We start from the raw sequence: 19634 nt of genomic DNA, 5'->3' as shown, positions 1-19634 counted from the left end.
TGTTTTTCATGCGATGCGCAGCACCCCATGCAATACATCTTTCTATCACTCTTAAATCATTTCATCGCCGTTGCTTAGGCAGGGAACCTTTGCAGGAGAGCGATATATTAAGGCGTCGATAGAAAAAGATATTGAAGAGGAATGACGGACAAACAGTGCGAAACGCCATCATTCCCCTGTAGCGCAAAAAGGCTGGTGACCTAAACAGTCACCAGCCATCAGCCTAATGTAACTCAGGCTGCAACCCGAAGGTTGTCTTACTTAACTTCAACGTCAGCGCCAGCTTCTTTCAGCAGTGCTTCCAGAGCAGCTGCGTCATCTTTGCTGATGCCTTCTTTGATTGCGCCAGTAGCTTCAACCAGGTCTTTAGCTTCTTTCAAGCCCAGGCCAGTTGCAGTACGTACCGCTTTGATTACTGCGACTTTGTTAGCGCCAGCAGCTTTCAGAATTACGTCGAATTCAGTTTTCTCTTCAACAGCTTCAGCTGGGCCAGCAGCAACAGCTACAGCAGCAGCAGCAGAAACGCCGAATTTTTCTTCCATAGCAGAAACCAGCTCAACTACTTCCATTACGGACATAGCGGCAACAGCTTCCAGAATTTGGTCTTTAGTGATAGACATATCGATTGTTCCTAAAAATCAGAAAAAGTTTATACGTTAGCAAGCACGAAGGAAAAGAATTTGGCCTTAAGCCGCTTCTTTTGCATCGCGCACAGCAGCCAGAGTACGGACCAGTTTGCCAGCAGCGGCTTCTTTCATGGTCGACATCAGACGTGCCAGTGCTTCTTCGTAAGTCGGCAGAGTTGCCAGACGGTCAATATTGGCCGCCGTGATCAGCTCACCTTCAAAGGCTGCAGCTTTGACCTCAAATTTTGCATTCGCTTTAGCGAAATCTTTGAACAGACGAGCAGCAGCGCCCGGGTGTTCCAAAGAGTATGCAATCAGGGTCGGACCAACAAACGTGTCTTTCAGGCACTCGAAAGGAGTACCTTCAACGACGCGGCGCAGCAGGGTGTTACGAACAACACGCATGTAAACGCCAGCTTCACGACCTGCTTTACGCAGTTCGGTCATTTTATCAACGGTTACGCCGCGGGAATCCGCAACAACCGCTGAAAGCGCGCCTTTGGCTACTTCGCTAACTTCAGCAACAATCGCTTGTTTGCCTTGAAGATTTAATGCCATTAGCTTTGCTCCTGGATTGGCCGGGAATAATTTCCCGGAACTCACTTCACTCATTCACCCGAAGGCGATAAGCGCTATTACACGGTGAGCAGAATCCAGCGAAGAAAAAATTCTTTTTGGTTCTGTCACCGTCTACGCAGGGTATTAAGCAAGATATCCGAAAATATTCTGCTCCTGCGGTCTCGGACGGAGGCCAGGATAAGGCCTGGCTCCAACCTAAGCGATTGAATAACTAAGCGTTTAGACTTTGTCATTCACTCACTTTGAATCTGGGTTCTGAATTGCGTTAACAACCAGAACAACGGGCGTAAGATTCTAGATGAATTTTTCGCCCGTTACAAGCAGCAATTAGTTTGCTGATGCGCTCAGACCAGCCTGGTCAACGGCAACGCCGGCGCCCATGGTGGTAGAGATGCTGACTTTCTTGATGTACACGCCTTTCGCCTGAGATGGCTTAGCTTTTTTCAGCGCAACCAGCAGGGATTCCAGGTTTTCTTTCAATTTGTCAGTGTCAAAATCCACTTTACCGATGGTGGTGTGGATGATGCCGTTTTTGTCGTTACGATAACGAACCTGACCTGCTTTAGCATTTTTAACTGCTTCAGCAACGTTAGGGGTTACAGTACCAACTTTCGGGTTTGGCATCAGACCGCGTGGGCCCAGAACCTGGCCCAACTGGCCAACAACGCGCATTGCATCTGGAGATGCAATAACAACGTCAAAGTTCATTTCGCCTTTTTTGATCTGCTCAGCCAGGTCTTCCATACCAACCAGCTCTGCGCCAGCTGCTTTAGCAGCTTCAGCGTTTGCACCTTGGGTGAAGACGGCAACACGTACTGAACGACCAGTACCGTGTGGCAGAACGGTCGCGCCGCGCACGTTCTGATCAGATTTACGTGCATCGATGCCGAGGTTAACAGCAACGTCAACGCTTTCAACAAACTTAGCGGTAGCCAGTTCTTTCAACAGAGCAACAGCTTCGGTGATGTCGTACTGCTTGGTCGCGTCAACTTTGTCGCGAATTACGCTCATGCGCTTGGTCAGCTTAGCCATTTCTTAATCCTCTACTACCAGGCCCATGGAACGAGCAGTACCTTCGATAGAGCGAGTCATCGCTTCTACGTCAGAACCTGTCATGTCCGCAGCTTTAGTTTCTGCGATTTCACGTACCTGAGCACGAGTCACTTTACCGACTTTATCTTTGTTCGGCTTACCAGAACCAGACTTGATGCCCGCTGCTTTTTTCAGCAGAACGGCAGCCGGAGGCGTTTTGGTAACGAAAGTGAAGGAACGGTCGCTGTATACGGTGATAACAACTGGAGTAGGCAGGCCTTTCTCCAGAGATTCTGTCTTAGCGTTAAACGCTTTGCAGAATTCCATGATGTTAACACCCTGCTGACCCAGAGCTGGACCAACAGGCGGGCTTGGGTTAGCCATACCAGCTGCAACCTGCAGCTTGACGTAGGCTTGTACTTTCTTGGCCATGATATTTCCTCAATTGGGTTTTAGCGCCTGAAAAACAGGCTCCCCGTGATAACGATTTACACGCTAATAGCAGCGCATAAAAACAAAAGGCGCGAAATTATAGGTAAATTTCGCGCCTTCCGCAAGAGCTAAAAAGTGAACAATAGGGTTAAGCTTTTTCCACCTGAGCGAAGTCGAGTTCCACTGGCGTTGCACGGCCAAAGATGGAAACAGAAACTTTCAAGCGGCTCTTCTCGTAGTCCACTTCTTCGACCACACCGTTGAAATCGGCAAACGGACCGTCGCTGACGCGCACCATTTCGCCTGGCTCGAACAGCGTTTTTGGACGCGGCTTATCACCAACCTGCTGCAGGCGGTTCATAATCGCATCAACTTCTTTATCACTGATTGGCGCAGGACGATCGGACGTTCCGCCGATAAAGCCCATCACACGCGGTACACTGCGTACCAAGTGCCAGCTGGCGTCATTCATTACCATCTGGACCAATACGTAGCCAGGAAAGAATTTACGTTCGCTTTTGCGACGTTGGCCACCACGGATCTCGACGACTTCTTCAGTCGGCACCATGACTTCGCCAAAAAGCTCTTCCATGTTGTGCAGTTTGATATGCTCGTGCAGCGATTTAGCTACGCGAGCTTCAAAACCGGAGAACGCCTGAACGACGTACCAGCGTTTTTTTGGAGCTTCAGACATCTCAGAACCTCAGGCCAGTGATAAACGATACCAGACGGACCAGAATACCATCCAGCCCCCACAAAATCAGTGACATCACGGCAGTTACCGCGGCAACGATTAACGTGGTGTGCAATGTTTCCTGGCGAGTTGGCCAAATGACCTTACGCATTTCGGTTCTTGCTTCACGGGCAAATGCCACAGTCGCTTTGCCTTTGATTGTCAGCAGTGCGATGCCGCCTGCTGCAGCAATCAGCACTACTACAGCCAGCGCACGCAGCGGCAGAGTTACATCGCGATAAATATAGTTGCCGACAATTGCTACCAGGAGCAATGCGATCACAACTACCCATTTCATCGCTTCAAGGCCGCGCCCGCTTCCTTGAGCTTCGGTATTCGCACTCATAAACCAACCTGCCACAATAATTCAGAAACTATTCTGCCCCGCAGAGCGAGGCATCCAAACCGAATGAGCTTTTGAGCGTAACTCGGTATCCAACGCCGTGAAACAGAGCCTGTCTCAACAATGATTATGATTGAAAATCACTGATGAGCCAGGTTCTATGTAACAGCGTGCAAAAAGGGCATCAAATGATGCCCTTTCCTTGTGCATTGCGTCAAATGTTATCGCAATTAAGCGATAATTTCAGCAACAACACCCGCACCAACAGTACGGCCGCCTTCACGGATTGCGAAACGCAGACCCTGATCCATAGCGATTGGCTTGATCAAAGTTACGGTCATTTTTACGTTGTCGCCTGGCATTACCATCTCAACGCCTTCTGGCAGCTGAACGTCACCGGTCACGTCAGTAGTACGGAAGTAGAACTGAGGACGGTAGCCTTTGAAGAACGGAGTATGACGGCCGCCTTCATCTTTAGACAGAACGTAAACTTCTGAAGTGAACTGGGTGTGTGGCTTGATTGAACCCGGCTTAGCCAGAACCTGGCCACGCTCGATGTCTTCACGCTTGATACCACGCAGCAGAACACCACAGTTCTCGCCTGCCTGACCCTGGTCCAGCAGTTTGCGGAACATTTCAACGCCAGTACAGGTTGATTTCACTGTATCTTTAAGGCCAACAACTTCAACTTCGTCGCCCACTTTAACGATACCGCGCTCAACACGACCGGTAACAACAGTACCACGGCCAGAGATTGAGAATACGTCTTCGATTGGCAGCAGGAACGGCATGTCGATTGCACGAACTGGCTCTGGGATATAAGTATCCAGATGCTCAGCCAGCTCAATGATTTTAGCTTCCCACTCAGCTTCGCCTTCCAGCGCTTTCAGAGCAGAACCACGAACGATTGGAGTGTCGTCGCCTGGGAAGTCATATGCTGACAGCAGGTCACGTACTTCCATCTCAACCAGTTCCAGCAGCTCTTCATCATCAACCATGTCGCACTTGTTCAGGAACACGATGATGTAAGGAACGCCAACCTGACGACCCAGCAGGATGTGCTCACGAGTCTGTGGCATAGGGCCATCAGTCGCAGCAACAACCAGGATCGCGCCGTCCATCTGCGCAGCACCGGTGATCATGTTTTTCACATAGTCGGCGTGGCCTGGGCAGTCAACGTGCGCATAGTGGCGAGTCGGGGTTTCATATTCAACGTGAGAGGTGTTGATGGTGATGCCACGTGCTTTCTCTTCTGGCGCTTTATCGATCTCGTCGAATTTGCTTGCCTTACCGCCGTAGGTTTTAGCCAGAACGGTGGTGATTGCTGCAGTCAGAGTGGTTTTACCATGGTCAACGTGACCGATGGTGCCGACGTTTACGTGCAGTTTGTTACGCTGAAATTGCTCTTTAGCCATCGCTAGTCCCTCTAAGACACGGATATATCGAAGATATCGTCATATCAACCAGGCAAGGCCTGACTGTTTGGTTTACAGAGAGAGAATCAGGAGAGAGATAAAGGAAGTGGTGCTGATACCCAGAGTCGAACTGGGGACCTCACCCTTACCAAGGGTGCGCTCTACCAACTGAGCCATATCAGCACATCTGGAGCGGGCAGCGGGAATCGAACCCGCATCATCAGCTTGGAAGGCTGAGGTAATAGCCATTATACGATGCCCGCATCCTGGAACTCGGCTACCTGTTCTTTCTGTAGCTTATGAATAATAAAAGAAGACCTTCTATTATTCGAGCCGGTCAGAGTTTCTGACCAACTTTGATTACGCTAATGCGCAATCTGAAATTCGAAGGTGAGAGATGAAGAACTCACCCATCAGATAAAGACTTTATCTGATGCCCAACCAGGAGGTTGAGATGGTGGTGGGAGAAGGATTCGAACCTTCGAAGTCTGTGACGGCAGATTTACAGTCTGCTCCCTTTGGCCGCTCGGGAATCCCACCTACTTGATGGTGCCGGCTACCGGAATCGAACTGGTGACCTACTGATTACAAGTCAGTTGCTCTACCAACTGAGCTAAGCCGGCATCAAGTGGAGCGCATTCTAGGAAGACCCGAAGAAGGATGCAACAAAAAAATCGCCAAAATTGTTCTATCGCTTACTATTTGTGCAAATCATCTCAAATTAGCTATCTCATGCAGTAAAATCATCCAAAACATGTCCATTTTTACATCACTCTGTCGATTGATTTTCTCTGTATCAACATCATTGCCAATGCACATATTTGAAGCGCACTGCCTTTCTCCTGTGCAAATTTTAGACTTTTTTTGTGAAAACCTCCTCCACAGCCATTTTTTCGGCTGGCCCGCATTTTGCTTATCTATTAAATCGGGTCATTAAATGGAGTGTGTCGTATGAATATTGTTCAGATTACTGCAGAAACATTACCCCGTTATCGCGAGGCTTTGGCTGCCCTGATGATAGACGCGGTAAAAAACAATATGACTTCGGCATTCCAACATTCGCAAAAGATGCAACAGTATCAGGATGCCGAGCGTTATTTTCATAGCTTGCGCAACCAAATGGCACACCATGAGCTGCTGTTATGGATCGCTATCATCGACTCGGTTGTGGTGGGAAGCATACAGCTCAACATTTGTCAGCGCCCAAATGGACAAAATCGCGCGGAGGTTTTACAGCTGCTCGTTCATTCCAGCGCTCAACGAGAAGGGATCGGGCGTAGATTAATACAGACGCTTGAGCACAAGGCAGAAAGCTATCAACGTGGTCTGCTTTATTTGGATGTCATTGCGGGTTCTGTGGCAGAAAATTTCTACCGTTCGCATGGCTACCACTATTTAGGGGAATTGCCCGACTATGCATTATGCGCAGATGGGCATCCTCATCCCGGCGCGATTTACTATAAACGTCTGCGCGCCCGCCCAGCAGAAAATGTAGTGACAAGCTACTGACCGACAAGAAAAATGCGGGCACGCTTGCGAAAGCGTGCTCCTATTTATCATTTTACTTCTTTTTAAAGTCACACTGGTGTTACCCTCCTGCCCATTGTTCTCGTTAATTACCCCTGTGATGTGCAATTGAGTTTGATACATCGTTGTTTGCCTAATGCAGCAAGGTGTTGATTAATCAGAATTTGCACTCAAATGCATGCTTATGAGTAAAAAAACGACACCTCTTACTACGCCCTATTTGCAGTTTAATCGCCAGCAATGGGCAGCACTGCGCGATTCAGTACCAATGACGTTGGCTGAAGGTGAAATTGAGCGTCTGCGTGGTATCAATGAAGACCTTTCATTAGAAGAAGTGGCCGAGATTTATCTGCCGCTTTCGCGTCTGCTTAATTTCTATATCAGTTCTAATCTGCGTCGTCAGGCAGTGCTTGAGCAATTCCTTGGCACTAATGGGCAGAAAATCCCTTATATCATCAGTATTGCCGGCAGCGTTGCGGTAGGAAAAAGCACAACCGCTCGTGTGCTTCAGGCGCTGCTTAGCCGCTGGCCAGAACACCGTAAAGTAGAACTGATCACTACTGATGGTTTTTTGCATCCTAATTCCGTGCTCAAAGAGCGCGGTCTGATGAAGAAAAAAGGGTTCCCACAATCTTACGATATGCATCGCCTCGTTAACTTCGTCTCTGATTTAAAATCAGGTGCCAGCCAGGTGACAGCGCCGGTTTATTCTCATCTGATTTACGATGTCATTCCGGATGGCGATAAGGTTGTACAACAGCCTGATATTCTTATTCTTGAAGGATTGAATGTGCTGCAAAGCGGTATGGACTATCCTCACGATCCTCATCACGTATTTGTGTCTGACTTCGTCGATTTTTCAATTTACGTCGATGCACCAGAGTCCTTACTCGAGAGCTGGTATGTAAATCGATTTTTGAAATTCCGTGAGGGCGCGTTTAGCGATCCGGACTCTTATTTCCATCACTATTCGCAATTACCAGAAGAAGATGCACTCAATATTGCGCGCGGGCTTTGGAAAGAGATTAACTGGCTTAATTTAAAGGAAAATATCCTGCCTACACGTGAGCGGGCCAGCCTTATTATGACTAAGTCGGCTGATCATGCTGTGCAAAGTGTACGTTTGAGAAAATAGTTTTTTTAATGAAATGCCCATAAAAGAGTGTGGGCATTTTATTTTTTAGTTGGTATGAATTAATTGTCTGGGCGCAGTGAAATCTCGCCCCCGACCCAGGATTTAATGACTCCGTCCTGCTCCAGCAATAAACCGCCCTGCTTATCAATACCACGCGCAATGCCATATACCTCACGATCCCCAATAAGTAGCTTTACTGGGCGATTAATGAAGTTATCAAGCGCTTCCCAGCGAGAGACAAAAGGTGCCAAACCATCGCGCTCAAAGATGGGTAACGCTTCACGAAGGCTATTGATCAACTTTGCAGCCAACTCGTTGCGATCAATATCAACACCAGCTTCCTGAAGATTAATCCAACCCTGATTAATTTCCGCCGTACCTTCTGAACACATCAGCAAATTGACGCCCGCACCTATAACGATCTGAGCGGCATCGCCGGTTTTACCGGTTAACTCAACTAAAATACCGGCAAGTTTACGATCGTTAAGATAGAGGTCATTTGGCCACTTAACCCGGACATTCGGCGCACCTAATGATTGAATCACCTCTGCCATGATGATACCAATCACCAGACTCAGGCCCATCGCCGCGGCTGGCCCCTGCTCCAGGCGCCAATACATGGACATATACAGGTTGGAGCCAAATGGAGAAAACCACTTACGGCCGCGACGTCCGCGCCCTGCTTGCTGATATTCGGCAATGCACGCATAGCCAGACGGCAATTTATCCATCCGATCCAGCAAATACTGATTGGTAGAATCGATAACAGGAATCACCGCCAGATTAGGTTGATGCAGGTGAGATAGAATGACTTCTTCATCCAGTAACTGGATAGGTTGCGGTAAGCTGTAGCCTTTACCCGTCACCGTATAGACATCCAGACCCCAGCTTTTCAGGGTCTGTATATGTTTATTGATCGCTGCACGGCTCATGCCAAGTGCTTCGCCCAGTTGTTCACCAGAGTGAAATTCACCATCAGCCACCAATGCCACCAACTTTAACGGCACGCTATTATCTTTCATGAAATTACCTCAACGGCGTTACGCTCGCCTCGAGCACCTATAAAGCGCACTTCTGGCTCCAGCCAAACATCAAATTTTTGACCGACTCTATTTCTGACCTGATGCGCCAAATCGACAATATCCTGTGGAGTGGCATGATCTTCATTAATCAGTACCAAAGCCTGTTGTCGGTGAACTGCGGCACCGCCAACACGAAAGCCTTTAAGGCCGCATTGGTCGATCAACCAGCCAGCTGCTAATTTCATTTCACCGCTGACCTGAGGATAATGAGGAATGGATGGCCACTGCTTAACTAGCGCAGTTGCATGCTCAGCGGTGATGAGCGGATTCTTGAAGAAACTTCCCACATTGCCTGTAATTTTTGGGTCAGGCAGTTTGCTTTGACGCATATGACAAACAGCAATGAATACATCCCACGCACAGACTGTTGCTGGGTTTAATTTAGTTAGATCGCCATAAGTCAGAACAGGTTTCCACTGTTTCGCCAGGCGTAATCCCACTGCAACAATGACATAGTCATTCTTCATTGCATGTTTGAAAACACTATCGCGGTAGCCAAACTGGCACTCTTCCCGGTACAAACGAATAATCTTTTGCGTTGGAAGATGTAAAACGTCAACGTAATGACAGATATCTTTAAATTCGACACCATAAGCACCGATATTTTGAATAGGTGCTGAGCCTGCCATGCCGGGAATTAGCGCCAGGTTTTCCAGTCCTGTAATGCCTTTCTTTAGCATCTGCTCGACTAAAGCATGCCAATTTTCGCCAGCACCAACATGTAAATGCCATGCTTCATCATGCTCTTCGATAGTTATGCCTTTAATCGCATTAACGACTACAGACCCGCTGAAATCTTCCAGAAACAGTACGTTGCTCCCTTCACCTAATACGATAAAGGGCAGGTTTGATTGCTGACTGTTTTTCCAGGCAAGAGTAATAGCGTCAGGAGTTTCAGCGATGGTCAGCGTTTGAGCATTGATCGCAAGACCAAGGGTGTTGAAAGCTTCTAGGGATGTATTGGGGCTGGACATTTCAGGGCCTTTACTGATTAATCTGGCCGTAGTTTACCTGATCGGCAGGTTGCTAGTTTGATGTTTTCGTATTTCTGATGGGATATTACTGATGTGCCGACGTAAAAAAGCCCCGAACTTTCGTTCGGGGCTTCTTCACTTAATTGATGCCTGGCAGTTCCCTACTCTCGCATGGGGAGACCCCACACTACCATCGGCGCTACGGCGTTTCACTTCTGAGTTCGGCATGGGGTCAGGTGGGACCACCGCGCTAAAGCCGCCAGGCAAATTCTTTGCGCAAAAACGAATAACATCCGCTTCCGCTAAATCTTTAATCCGTAAAACAAGCTGAAAATCTTAGGCCTCTCAGACCAAAACGCCTCTGGCGTTGTAAGGTTAAGCCTCACGGGTCATTAGTACCGGTTAGCTCAACGCATCGCTGCGCTTACACACCCGGCCTATCAACGTCGTAGTCTTCAACGTCCCTTCAGGACTCTCAAGGAGTCAGGGAGAACTCATCTCGGGGCAAGTTTCGTGCTTAGATGCTTTCAGCACTTATCTTTTCCGCACTTAGCTACCGGGCAGTGCCATTGGCATGACAACCCGAACACCAGTGGTGCGTTCACTCCGGTCCTCTCGTACTAGGAGCAACCCCCCTCAATTCTCCAGCGCCCACGGCAGATAGGGACCGAACTGTCTCACGACGTTCTAAACCCAGCTCGCGTACCACTTTAAACGGCGAACAGCCGTACCCTTGGGACCTACTTCAGCCCCAGGATGTGATGAGCCGACATCGAGGTGCCAAACACCGCCGTCGATATGAACTCTTGGGCGGTATCAGCCTGTTATCCCCGGAGTACCTTTTATCCGTTGAGCGATGGCCCTTCCATTCAGAACCACCGGATCACTATGACCTGCTTTCGCACCTGCTCGAGCCGTCACTCTCGCAGTCAAGCTGGCTTATGCCATTGCACTAACCTCCTGATGTCCGACCAGGATTAGCCAACCTTCGTGCTCCTCCGTTACTCTTTGGGAGGAGACCGCCCCAGTCAAACTACCCACCAGACACTGTCCGCAGCCCGGATCACGGGCCTACGTTAGAACATCAAACATTAAAGGGTGGTATTTCAAGGTTGGCTCCACGCAGACTGGCGTCCACGCTTCAAAGCCTCCCACCTATCCTACACATCAAGGCTCAATGTTCAGTGTCAAGCTATAGTAAAGGTTCACGGGGTCTTTCCGTCTTGCCGCGGGTACACTGCATCTTCACAGCGATTTCAATTTCACTGAGTCTCGGGTGGAGACAGCCTGGCCATCATTACGCCATTCGTGCAGGTCGGAACTTACCCGACAAGGAATTTCGCTACCTTAGGACCGTTATAGTTACGGCCGCCGTTTACCGGGGCTTCGATCAAGAGCTTCTCCTTGCGGATAACCCCATCAATTAACCTTCCGGCACCGGGCAGGCGTCACACCGTATACGTCCACTTTCGTGTTTGCACAGTGCTGTGTTTTTAATAAACAGTTGCAGCCAGCTGGTATCTTCGACTGGCTTCAGCTCCGGGAGCAAGTCCCTTCACCTACGCGCCAGCGTGCCTTCTCCCGAAGTTACGGCACCATTTTGCCTAGTTCCTTCACCCGAGTTCTCTCAAGCGCCTTGGTATTCTCTACCTGACCACCTGTGTCGGTTTGGGGTACGATTTCGTGTTACCTGGAGCTTAGAGGCTTTTCCTGGAAGCAGGGCATCAGTTACTTCACCACCGTGGTGGCTCGTCGTCACGCCTCAGCCTTAAGATATCCCGGATTTACCAAAGATATCAGCCTACACGCTTAAACCGGGACAACCGTCGCCCGGATAACCTAGCCTTCTCCGTCCCCCCTTCGCAGTAACACCAAGTGCAGGAATATTAACCTGCTTCCCATCGACTACGCTTTTCAGCCTCGCCTTAGGGGTCGACTCACCCTGCTCCGATTAACGTTGAACAGGAACCCTTGGTCTTCCGGCGAGCGGGCTTTTCACCCGCTTTATCGTTACTTATGTCAGCATTCGCACTTCTGATACCTCCAGCATGCCTCACAGCACACCTTCAACGGCTTACAGAACGCTCCCCTACCCAACAACACATAGTGTCGCTGCCGCAGCTTCGGTGCATGGTTTAGCCCCGTTACATCTTCCGCGCAGGCCGACTCGACCAGTGAGCTATTACGCTTTCTTTAAATGATGGCTGCTTCTAAGCCAACATCCTGGCTGTCTGTGCCTTCCCACATCGTTTCCCACTTAACCATGACTTTGGGACCTTAGCTGGCGGTCTGGGTTGTTTCCCTCTTCACGACGGACGTTAGCACCCGCCGTGTGTCTCCCGTGATAACATTCTTCGGTATTCGCAGTTTGCATCGGGTTGGTAAGCCGGGATGGCCCCCTAGCCGAAACAGTGCTCTACCCCCGAAGATGAGTTCACGAGGCGCTACCTAAATAGCTTTCGGGGAGAACCAGCTATCTCCCGGTTTGATTGGCCTTTCACCCCCAGCCACAAGTCATCCGCTAATTTTTCAACATTAGTCGGTTCGGTCCTCCAGTTAGTGTTACCCAACCTTCAACCTGCCCATGGCTAGATCACCGGGTTTCGGGTCTATACCCTGCAACTTAACGCCCAGTTAAGACTCGGTTTCCCTGCGGCTCCCCTATACGGTTAACCTTGCTACAGAATATAAGTCGCTGACCCATTATACAAAAGGTACGCAGTCACCCCATTAAAGAGGCTCCCACTGCTTGTACGTACACGGTTTCAGGTTCTGTTTCACTCCCCTCGCCGGGGTTCTTTTCGCCTTTCCCTCACGGTACTGGTTCACTATCGGTCAGTCAGGAGTATTTAGCCTTGGAGGATGGTCCCCCCATATTCAGACAGGATACCACGTGTCCCGCCCTACTCTTCGAACTCACAGTATGTGCACTTTCGTGTACGGGGCTATCACCCGGTATCGCGCGACTTTCCAGACGCTTCCACTAACGCACAAACTGATTCAGGTTCTGGGCTGTTCCCCGTTCGCTCGCCGCTACTGGGGGAATCTCGGTTGATTTCTTTTCCTCTGGGTACTTAGATGTTTCAGTTCCCCAGGTTCGCCTCGCAACACTATGTATTCATGTTGCGATGATGCACTGAGTGCACCGGGTTTCCCCATTCGGACATCGTCGGCTGTAGCGGTTCATATCACCTTACCGACGCTTTACGCAGATTAGCACGTCCTTCATCGCCTCTGACTGCCAGGGCATCCACCGTGTACGCTTAGTCGCTTAACCTCACAACCCACAGGCGTTTTGCAACGCTGCGGACTGCAAGCATTTGAGAGACTCGAACATGTTGTTATTCATTTCCTATTACGGAGAAATGAACCAACACGTCGTTTCAATTTTCAGCTTGTTCCGGATTGTTAAAGAGCAATATCTCAAACATGACGGTTAAGTCAGTTTTGAGATACTTCGTAGAGACACCTTTCACCTGTCACCAAGCAAGTGGCGTCCCCTAGGGGATTCGAACCCCTGTTGCCGCCGTGAAAGGGCGGAGTCCTAACCGCTAGACGAAGGGGACACGGGTAGTGTCACGACTTCGCAGCCGTCTTGCTCATTACTTTTTATCAGACAATCTGTGTGAGCACTGCGCGGGAAGGTATCTTCAGGTAAGGAGGTGATCCAACCGCAGGTTCCCCTACGGTTACCTTGTTACGACTTCACCCCAGTCATGAATCACAAAGTGGTAAGCGCCCTCCCGAAGGTTAAGCTACCTACTTCTTTTGCAACCCACTCCCATGGTGTGACGGGCGGTGTGTACAAGGCCCGGGAACGTATTCACCGTAGCATTCTGATCTACGATTACTAGCGATTCCGACTTCACGGAGTCGAGTTGCAGACTCCGATCCGGACTACGACGCACTTTATGAGGTCCGCTTGCTCTCGCGAGGTCGCTTCTCTTTGTATGCGCCATTGTAGCACGTGTGTAGCCCTACTCGTAAGGGCCATGATGACTTGACGTCATCCCCACCTTCCTCCAGTTTATCACTGGCAGTCTCCTTTGAGTTCCCGGCATAACCCGCTGGCAACAAAGGATAAGGGTTGCGCTCGTTGCGGGACTTAACCCAACATTTCACAACACGAGCTGACGACAGCCATGCAGCACCTGTCTCACGGTTCCCGAAGGCACTAAAGCATCTCTGCTAAATTCCGTGGATGTCAAGAGTAGGTAAGGTTCTTCGCGTTGCATCGAATTAAACCACATGCTCCACCGCTTGTGCGGGCCCCCGTCAATTCATTTGAGTTTTAACCTTGCGGCCGTACTCCCCAGGCGGTCGACTTAACGCGTTAGCTCCGGAAGCCACTCCTCAAGGGAACAACCTCCAAGTCGACATCGTTTACGGCGTGGACTACCAGGGTATCTAATCCTGTTTGCTCCCCACGCTTTCGCACCTGAGCGTCAGTCTTTGTCCAGGGGGCCGCCTTCGCCACCGGTATTCCTCCAGATCTCTACGCATTTCACCGCTACACCTGGAATTCTACCCCCCTCTACAAGACTCTAGCCTGCCAGTTTCGAATGCAGTTCCCAGGTTAAGCCCGGGGATTTCACATCCGACTTGACAGACCGCCTGCGTGCGCTTTACGCCCAGTAATTCCGATTAACGCTTGCACCCTCCGTATTACCGCGGCTGCTGGCACGGAGTTAGCCGGTGCTTCTTCTGCGGGTAACGTCAATCGGTGAAGTTATTAACTCCACCGCCTTCCTCCCCGCTGAAAGTACTTTACAACCCGAAGGCCTTCTTCATACACGCGGCATGGCTGCATCAGGCTTGCGCCCATTGTGCAATATTCCCCACTGCTGCCTCCCGTAGGAGTCTGGACCGTGTCTCAGTTCCAGTGTGGCTGGTCATCCTCTCAGACCAGCTAGGGATCGTCGCCTAGGTGAGCCATTACCCCACCTACTAGCTAATCCCATCTGGGCACATCCGATGGTGTGAGGCCCGAAGGTCCCCCACTTTGGTCTTGCGACGTTATGCGGTATTAGCTACCGTTTCCAGTAGTTATCCCCCTCCATCGGGCAGTTTCCCAGACATTACTCACCCGTCCGCCACTCGTCACCCGAGAGCAAGCTCTCTGTGCTACCGTTCGACTTGCATGTGTTAGGCCTGCCGCCAGCGTTCAATCTGAGCCATGATCAAACTCTTCAATTTAAGTTTGATTTGCTGAAACAAGTTCAGCGGTGCTCATCTGTAAAACGTCATAATGAATTTCATTATGTGTTCACTCGTGAGGCTTTGATATTTTGTTGCGTCCTAAGACGCTGATATCAATCCTGCGAGTGCCCACACAGATTGTCTGATAAATTGTTAAAGAGCGTTGCGAGCAGCGGCTGAACCGTCTGTCGCGAGGTGGCGTATACTACGCGACTCTCCTTCGGAGTCAAACACTTTTTTCAGCGTTTTCATCCGGCGGGATGAATTTCTTCACTCCCTGCTGAGCCGTCTGCGTTGCCGCTTTGCCGTCTCAGTGGTGGCGCATTATAGGGAGTTATTCGGAGCTGACAAGGGTTTATTGCAAATAAATTACTGTTCGACCTAAATTTCGCCACAACGCTGTATTTCACAACGATTTGCCTGGTAACTGCGCAAAATCCTGGGCAAAAAGCGCCACTTTATTCCAATCAGTGTATTCCACTTCTTTCGATGCATCGGTTTCACCGCCGGTCATACGCATAATGAATTGAATCATGACGCGATCAAACCAGCGATAACGCGGATAACGCAACGCGCCAGCGAAAACCGCACAGCAATCGGGTTGCCACGGTGACTGCTCCAGGAACTTGCGCGTATACGCATTGGTCTCTGGCGTGCACTTATCGGCTTTACGCGCCGTGAGGTTAACACTAAAGAAGCCGCTTACGCGCTGCTGCAGCTGCGCTCTGTGCTGCGTAACAAACTTAAGCAACGCCGGATTGAAATGACCGTAGCGGATCGAAGCACCAATCAGCACGCGATCGTACTGCAACCAATCAATCTGGTTTGCCCCCAGTAGATCGATCACGTCACACAGTTGATGCGGCACTAACGTCTGCGCAATGCGCGCGGCAATGTCACGGGTTTGCCCATCGCGGCTGGAATACAGAATCAACGCTTTCATTACTCAATCCTATTTTATTATTCGCGCCAGAAGGTCGGCGTGAACAGCACCAGCAGCGTGAACACTTCAAGGCGTCCAAACAGCATGGTCAAAATCAAAATCCACTTCGCGACATCATTCATTGAAGTGAAGTTGTCTGCCACGACACCCAAACCGGGCCCGAGGTTATTCAGCGTCGCGGCCACGGCAGCAAAAGCAGAGAAGTCATCCACGCCGGTGGCGATGATGGCCAGCATACTGAGCAGGAACACCAGCGCATAAGCTGAGAAGAAACCCCACACCGCTTCGAGGATACGTTCTGGCAACGCGCGGTTACCCAGTTTGATGGTGTAAACCGCATTCGGGTGCACCAAACGCTTCAGCTCACGCGAACCCTGTTTGAACAGCAGCAGAATGCGGATCACCTTCAATCCGCCGCCCGTAGAACCCGCCATGCCGCCGATAAAGGCCGAACACAGCAGCAGCACCGGTAGGAACAGCGGCCAGCGTGCAATGCTGTCGGTGGTGAAACCGGCCGTGGTCGCCATCGAAACCACCTGGAAAAACGCTTGATTCAGCGTTTGCCAGCCGCTGGCGTACACATTGTGGAACCACAGCACGATGGTACAGATCAGCACTAAGGTCAGTTGTACGCCAATAAACATGCGAAATTCGGGATCGCGCCAATACACTTTCAGGTTGCGACCGCTTAATAAAGAGAAGTGCAGACCGTAATTACAACCCGAGATCAGCAGAAATACCGCGACGATGGTATTGATGGTTGGGCTATTAAAGTAGCCGATGCTGGCATCATGGGTTGAGAACCCGCCAATCGCGATAGTCGAGAAGCTATGGCCGATAGCATCAAACATCGGCATGCCCGCCAGCCACAGCGCCACCGCGCACGCGACGGTGAGCAACACGTAGATCAGCCACAGCGTTTTCGCTGTTTCCGCAATACGCGGGCGCATCTTATTATCTTTTAGCGGCCCCGGCATTTCAGCGCGATAAAGCTGCATGCCACCCACGCCCAGAATGGGCAAAATCGCCACCGCCAGCACAATGATCCCCATGCCGCCGAGCCACTGCAGCATCTGCCGATAGAACAGAATCGCTTTCGGCAGCGTATCCAGCCCCACCAGCGTGGTGGCGCCGGTGGTAGTCAGGCCAGAGAAGGATTCAAAGAACGCATCGGTGATTGAAAGATGCGGCTGCTCGGCGAAGATAAACGGCATCGCACCGACGCTGCCCAGCACGGTCCAGAACAGCACCACGATGAGGAAGCCTTCGCGCGGCTTAAGTTCGCTTTTCTGCTTGCGGTTAGGCCACCACAGCAGCGAACCGATGACGATTGCCATCATAAAGGTCTGACTGAACGCGCGCCCGGCACCATCACGGTAAATCAAGGCGACGAGGCCCGGTAAAATCATGGTCACCGAGAACAGAATCACCAGCAGGCCCACGATGCGGGTAATGGCGCGAAAATGCATTCAGCCGTTTCCTTTAAACAGAAGCTTTTAGTTTGTCAGCGGGATGAGCGTCAGCGCGCCCCGGCTGTAATCAGAGAGGTTTTGGCGAAAGCCATCAATCTGCGCATGCGGCAACGCTAAACGCAGCGCAATACGATCCTGATAATGGCTCTCTTCTATAATGCCGTCAAAACGTTGCAGCAGGCGCTCGATGTCACTCAGTTGGGCGTACTCACATTGCAGGGTAAAAGATTCCATCGGCACTTTACGCTGACGCGCCAGTTGCTTCAGCCCTTGCTGCACACCGCCACCATACGCTTTTACCAGCCCGCCGGTGCCCAGCATGATGCCGCCATAGTAACGCACCACCACTGCGGTGATCTCTCCGACGCCGCTGCCCATCAACTGAGCCAACATCGGTTTGCCGGCGGTGCCGGATGGTTCGCCATCATCGGAGAAACCCAACTGCTGCGAATCATCCGGCGCGCCTGCTACCCACGCCCAGCAGTGATGCCGCGCAGTGGGATGTTCCTGCTTCACCTGCTGCACAAACGCGCGCGCCGCTTCCACGCCCGCCGTGTGCGCCAGCAAGGTAATGAAGCGGCTTTTCTTGATGGTTTCCTCGCTGAGACTCACGGCCTCAGCGGGAATATCGTAAGCATCCATCAGGCAAGGTGCAGATCGCGCGTCATATTTTCAATGCGATTGGTGTGAACCACCACGTTATCCTCGATACGAATACCGCCGTACGGTTTGAGTGCATCGATTGCCGCCCAGTCAAAGTATTGACTGAACTTGCCGCCTCGCAGCTTCGCCAGCAGCGAATCGATAATATAGAAGCCTGGTTCGATAGTCAGCACCATGCCAGGTTCCAGCACGCGCGTACAACGCAGGTACGGATACTGCAACGGCGCTGCCAAATGCGTGCCGTTGTCGTCCTGCATAAAGCCAGCCACGTCGTGCACCTGCAGGCCGAGCGGATGTCCAAGGCCGTGCGGCATAAACGGACCGGTTAAATCTTCCGCCACCAGCGTCTCTTCGGTCAGGCCTTTCACCAGTTCGAACTTCAGCAGCAGACGCGCAATGCGCTGATGCATCTGCAGATGATAATCGGTATAGCGCACGCCAGCTTTCAAGGTAGCGATCAGCGCCAGCTCTTCCTTGTCCATCGCCGCAACCATTTCGGCATAGCGCGATTTGCTCTGCGCCGCATAGCTGCGCGTCAGGTCAGCGGCGTAACCGAGATACTCCGCACCGGCGTCAATCAGGAAGCTGTGGCGTTTGGCCGGCGGTTGATGATCCAGTTTGGTGTAGTGCAGTACTGCGGCATGTTCATTCAGCGCGATAATGTTGCCGTAAGGCACATCGGTGTCGCGATGGCCGGTTGCGGTCAGATAGGCGATATTGATATCGAACTCGCTCATACCCGAGAAGAACGCCTCTTTGGCCGCGCGATGACCCGCCACCGCCAGCTTCTGCGCTTCACGCATACACGCCAGTTCGTACTCAGTTTTGATACTGCGATGATAATGCAGGAAATCGATCACACCTTTCGGGTTCACCTGCTCGCTGTTAATACCGAGCTGTGAAGCACGTGATGGCACCGGACCGATATAGGCCACGTTTTCACGCTGTGCAGGCAGCAACTGCGCGATCTCATCGGCACTCTTCAGGCCAATCACGTCCACATCGTTGGTCCAGAAGCTGTTTGGCAGCGGCTCAACGTTGTGCCAGTAATCAACCGGCGAATAGAACCACAGCTTGGGTTTATTCACGCCATCAATCCATAACCAGCAGTTTGGCACCTGCGTCACCGGCACCCACGCTTTGAACTGGGGATTCACCTTAAACGGATAGTCGTGATCGTCGAGAAAAACGGTCAGCAGCTCGCCGGAATGAATCAGCATGGCATCAAGCTTAAAGCGAGCCAGCACCTGCTGCGCTCGCTGCTGCAGCGTATTGATGTGCGCGTGATACAGGGTTTTCAGTGAATCCATGGACTTGTCTCCAATGTCGCGAAAGTGGCCGCAGTGTAGCACAGCCGTGTAAGCGATGCCGTGCTGCACACGCTGTGATCGTTGTATCAAATAAGCAAACTCTCGTTTGCAAATAATTAACATCAGACTCACACTCCAACTCATCTGGTATGACCAGATCAACTTTCGC

At 51.0% G+C, this 19634-nt stretch carries 15 protein-coding genes, 5 tRNA genes and 3 rRNA genes; 2 read left to right on the top strand and 21 right to left on the bottom strand.

Going from position 1 to position 19634, the window contains the following annotated elements; genetic code table 11:
- Positions 1 to 257: 257 nt before the first annotated feature.
- From rplL to NQH49_RS01200, 11 genes are all read right to left on the bottom strand, one after another.
- On the bottom strand, positions 258 to 620 hold the full coding sequence (rplL, locus tag NQH49_RS01250; protein ID WP_256698085.1) for a 50S ribosomal protein L7/L12: 363 nt from the start codon (positions 618 to 620) through the stop codon (positions 258 to 260).
- A gap of 66 nt (positions 621 to 686) precedes the next feature.
- Positions 687 to 1184 (bottom strand): 50S ribosomal protein L10, encoded by a 498-nt coding sequence (rplJ, locus tag NQH49_RS01245; protein WP_007886294.1) that lies wholly within the window; start codon positions 1182 to 1184, stop codon positions 687 to 689.
- 348 nt (positions 1185 to 1532) lie between these two features.
- A complete protein-coding gene (gene rplA, locus NQH49_RS01240) occupies positions 1533 to 2237 on the bottom strand; it encodes a 50S ribosomal protein L1 (RefSeq protein WP_008108395.1) in 705 nt (234 codons plus the stop codon).
- Positions 2238 to 2240: 3 nt separating this feature from the next.
- Complete coding sequence (gene rplK, locus NQH49_RS01235) at positions 2241 to 2669, bottom strand: 50S ribosomal protein L11 (protein WP_008108393.1); 429 nt, start codon at positions 2667 to 2669, stop codon at positions 2241 to 2243.
- 148 nt (positions 2670 to 2817) lie between these two features.
- Positions 2818 to 3363, bottom strand: a complete 546-nt coding sequence (gene nusG / locus NQH49_RS01230; RefSeq protein ID WP_008108391.1) for a transcription termination/antitermination protein NusG — start codon at positions 3361 to 3363, stop codon at positions 2818 to 2820.
- Position 3364: 1 nt separating this feature from the next.
- On the bottom strand, positions 3365 to 3748 hold the full coding sequence (gene secE, locus NQH49_RS01225) for a preprotein translocase subunit SecE (RefSeq protein WP_008108388.1): 384 nt from the start codon (positions 3746 to 3748) through the stop codon (positions 3365 to 3367).
- Between the two features lie 227 nt (positions 3749 to 3975).
- Positions 3976 to 5160, bottom strand: coding sequence for an elongation factor Tu (gene tuf / locus NQH49_RS01220; protein ID WP_256697630.1), 1185 nt, complete (start codon positions 5158 to 5160; stop codon positions 3976 to 3978).
- 107 nt (positions 5161 to 5267) lie between these two features.
- A tRNA-Thr gene (locus tag NQH49_RS01215) sits at positions 5268 to 5343 on the bottom strand.
- 5 nt (positions 5344 to 5348) lie between these two features.
- A tRNA-Gly gene (locus NQH49_RS01210) sits at positions 5349 to 5423 on the bottom strand.
- Positions 5424 to 5615: 192 nt separating this feature from the next.
- A tRNA-Tyr gene (locus NQH49_RS01205) sits at positions 5616 to 5700 on the bottom strand.
- A gap of 7 nt (positions 5701 to 5707) precedes the next feature.
- A tRNA-Thr gene (locus tag NQH49_RS01200) sits at positions 5708 to 5783 on the bottom strand.
- Positions 5784 to 6111: 328 nt separating this feature from the next.
- On the opposite strand from NQH49_RS01200, the gene NQH49_RS01195 reads away from it, so the two are divergent.
- Both NQH49_RS01195 and coaA read left to right on the top strand, forming a co-directional pair.
- Entirely contained in the window at positions 6112 to 6669 is a 558-nt protein-coding gene (locus NQH49_RS01195) for a GNAT family N-acetyltransferase (protein WP_256698084.1), read from the top strand.
- Positions 6670 to 6871: 202 nt separating this feature from the next.
- The gene (coaA, locus tag NQH49_RS01190) at positions 6872 to 7822 is read left to right on the top strand and encodes a type I pantothenate kinase (protein ID WP_256698083.1); all 951 of its coding nucleotides are present in this window, start codon (positions 6872 to 6874) and stop codon (positions 7820 to 7822) included.
- A 59-nt stretch (positions 7823 to 7881) separates the two neighbouring features.
- On the opposite strand, the gene birA is transcribed toward coaA, so the two are convergent.
- The 10 genes from birA to pepQ all read right to left on the bottom strand — a co-directional run bounded on the left by birA (position 7882) and on the right by pepQ (position 19465).
- A complete protein-coding gene (birA, locus tag NQH49_RS01185; RefSeq protein ID WP_256698082.1) occupies positions 7882 to 8844 on the bottom strand; it encodes a bifunctional biotin--[acetyl-CoA-carboxylase] ligase/biotin operon repressor BirA in 963 nt (320 codons plus the stop codon).
- Positions 8841 to 9878 carry a UDP-N-acetylmuramate dehydrogenase gene (gene murB / locus NQH49_RS01180; RefSeq protein WP_256698081.1) on the bottom strand — a complete coding sequence of 346 codons (1038 nt, stop codon included), beginning with the start codon at positions 9876 to 9878 and terminating at the stop codon, positions 8841 to 8843. The genes birA and murB overlap by 4 nt, the downstream gene beginning before the upstream one ends.
- Positions 9879 to 10026: 148 nt before the next feature.
- Positions 10027 to 10142: ribosomal RNA gene (gene rrf / locus NQH49_RS01175) — 5S ribosomal RNA — on the bottom strand.
- A gap of 107 nt (positions 10143 to 10249) precedes the next feature.
- Positions 10250 to 13155: ribosomal RNA gene (locus NQH49_RS01170) — 23S ribosomal RNA — on the bottom strand.
- A 214-nt stretch (positions 13156 to 13369) separates the two neighbouring features.
- Positions 13370 to 13444 (bottom strand) — tRNA-Glu (locus NQH49_RS01165).
- Positions 13445 to 13533: 89 nt separating this feature from the next.
- Positions 13534 to 15074, bottom strand: a 16S ribosomal RNA gene (locus NQH49_RS01160).
- Together the 16S, 23S and 5S rRNA genes with 1 tRNA gene alongside form the textbook arrangement of a ribosomal RNA operon.
- A gap of 409 nt (positions 15075 to 15483) precedes the next feature.
- Positions 15484 to 16020: a menaquinone-dependent protoporphyrinogen IX dehydrogenase gene (gene hemG, locus NQH49_RS01155; protein ID WP_256698080.1), complete on the bottom strand. Its 537-nt coding sequence runs from the start codon at positions 16018 to 16020 to the stop codon at positions 15484 to 15486.
- A gap of 17 nt (positions 16021 to 16037) precedes the next feature.
- Positions 16038 to 17489 carry a Trk system potassium transporter TrkH gene (gene trkH / locus NQH49_RS01150; RefSeq protein WP_256698079.1) on the bottom strand — a complete coding sequence of 484 codons (1452 nt, stop codon included), beginning with the start codon at positions 17487 to 17489 and terminating at the stop codon, positions 16038 to 16040.
- A 27-nt stretch (positions 17490 to 17516) separates the two neighbouring features.
- The gene (locus NQH49_RS01145; protein WP_154194511.1) at positions 17517 to 18134 is read right to left on the bottom strand and encodes an IMPACT family protein; all 618 of its coding nucleotides are present in this window, start codon (positions 18132 to 18134) and stop codon (positions 17517 to 17519) included.
- The gene (gene pepQ / locus NQH49_RS01140; RefSeq protein WP_256698078.1) at positions 18134 to 19465 is read right to left on the bottom strand and encodes a Xaa-Pro dipeptidase; all 1332 of its coding nucleotides are present in this window, start codon (positions 19463 to 19465) and stop codon (positions 18134 to 18136) included. The genes NQH49_RS01145 and pepQ overlap by 1 nt, the downstream gene beginning before the upstream one ends.
- Positions 19466 to 19634 lie beyond the last annotated feature (169 nt).

This window comes from Pantoea trifolii (assembly GCF_024506435.1).
GTDB lineage: Bacteria > Pseudomonadota > Gammaproteobacteria > Enterobacterales > Enterobacteriaceae > Pantoea > Pantoea trifolii.
Note: the sequence above shows the minus strand (reverse complement) of the source record. Positions and strands in the feature narration are given on the sequence as shown.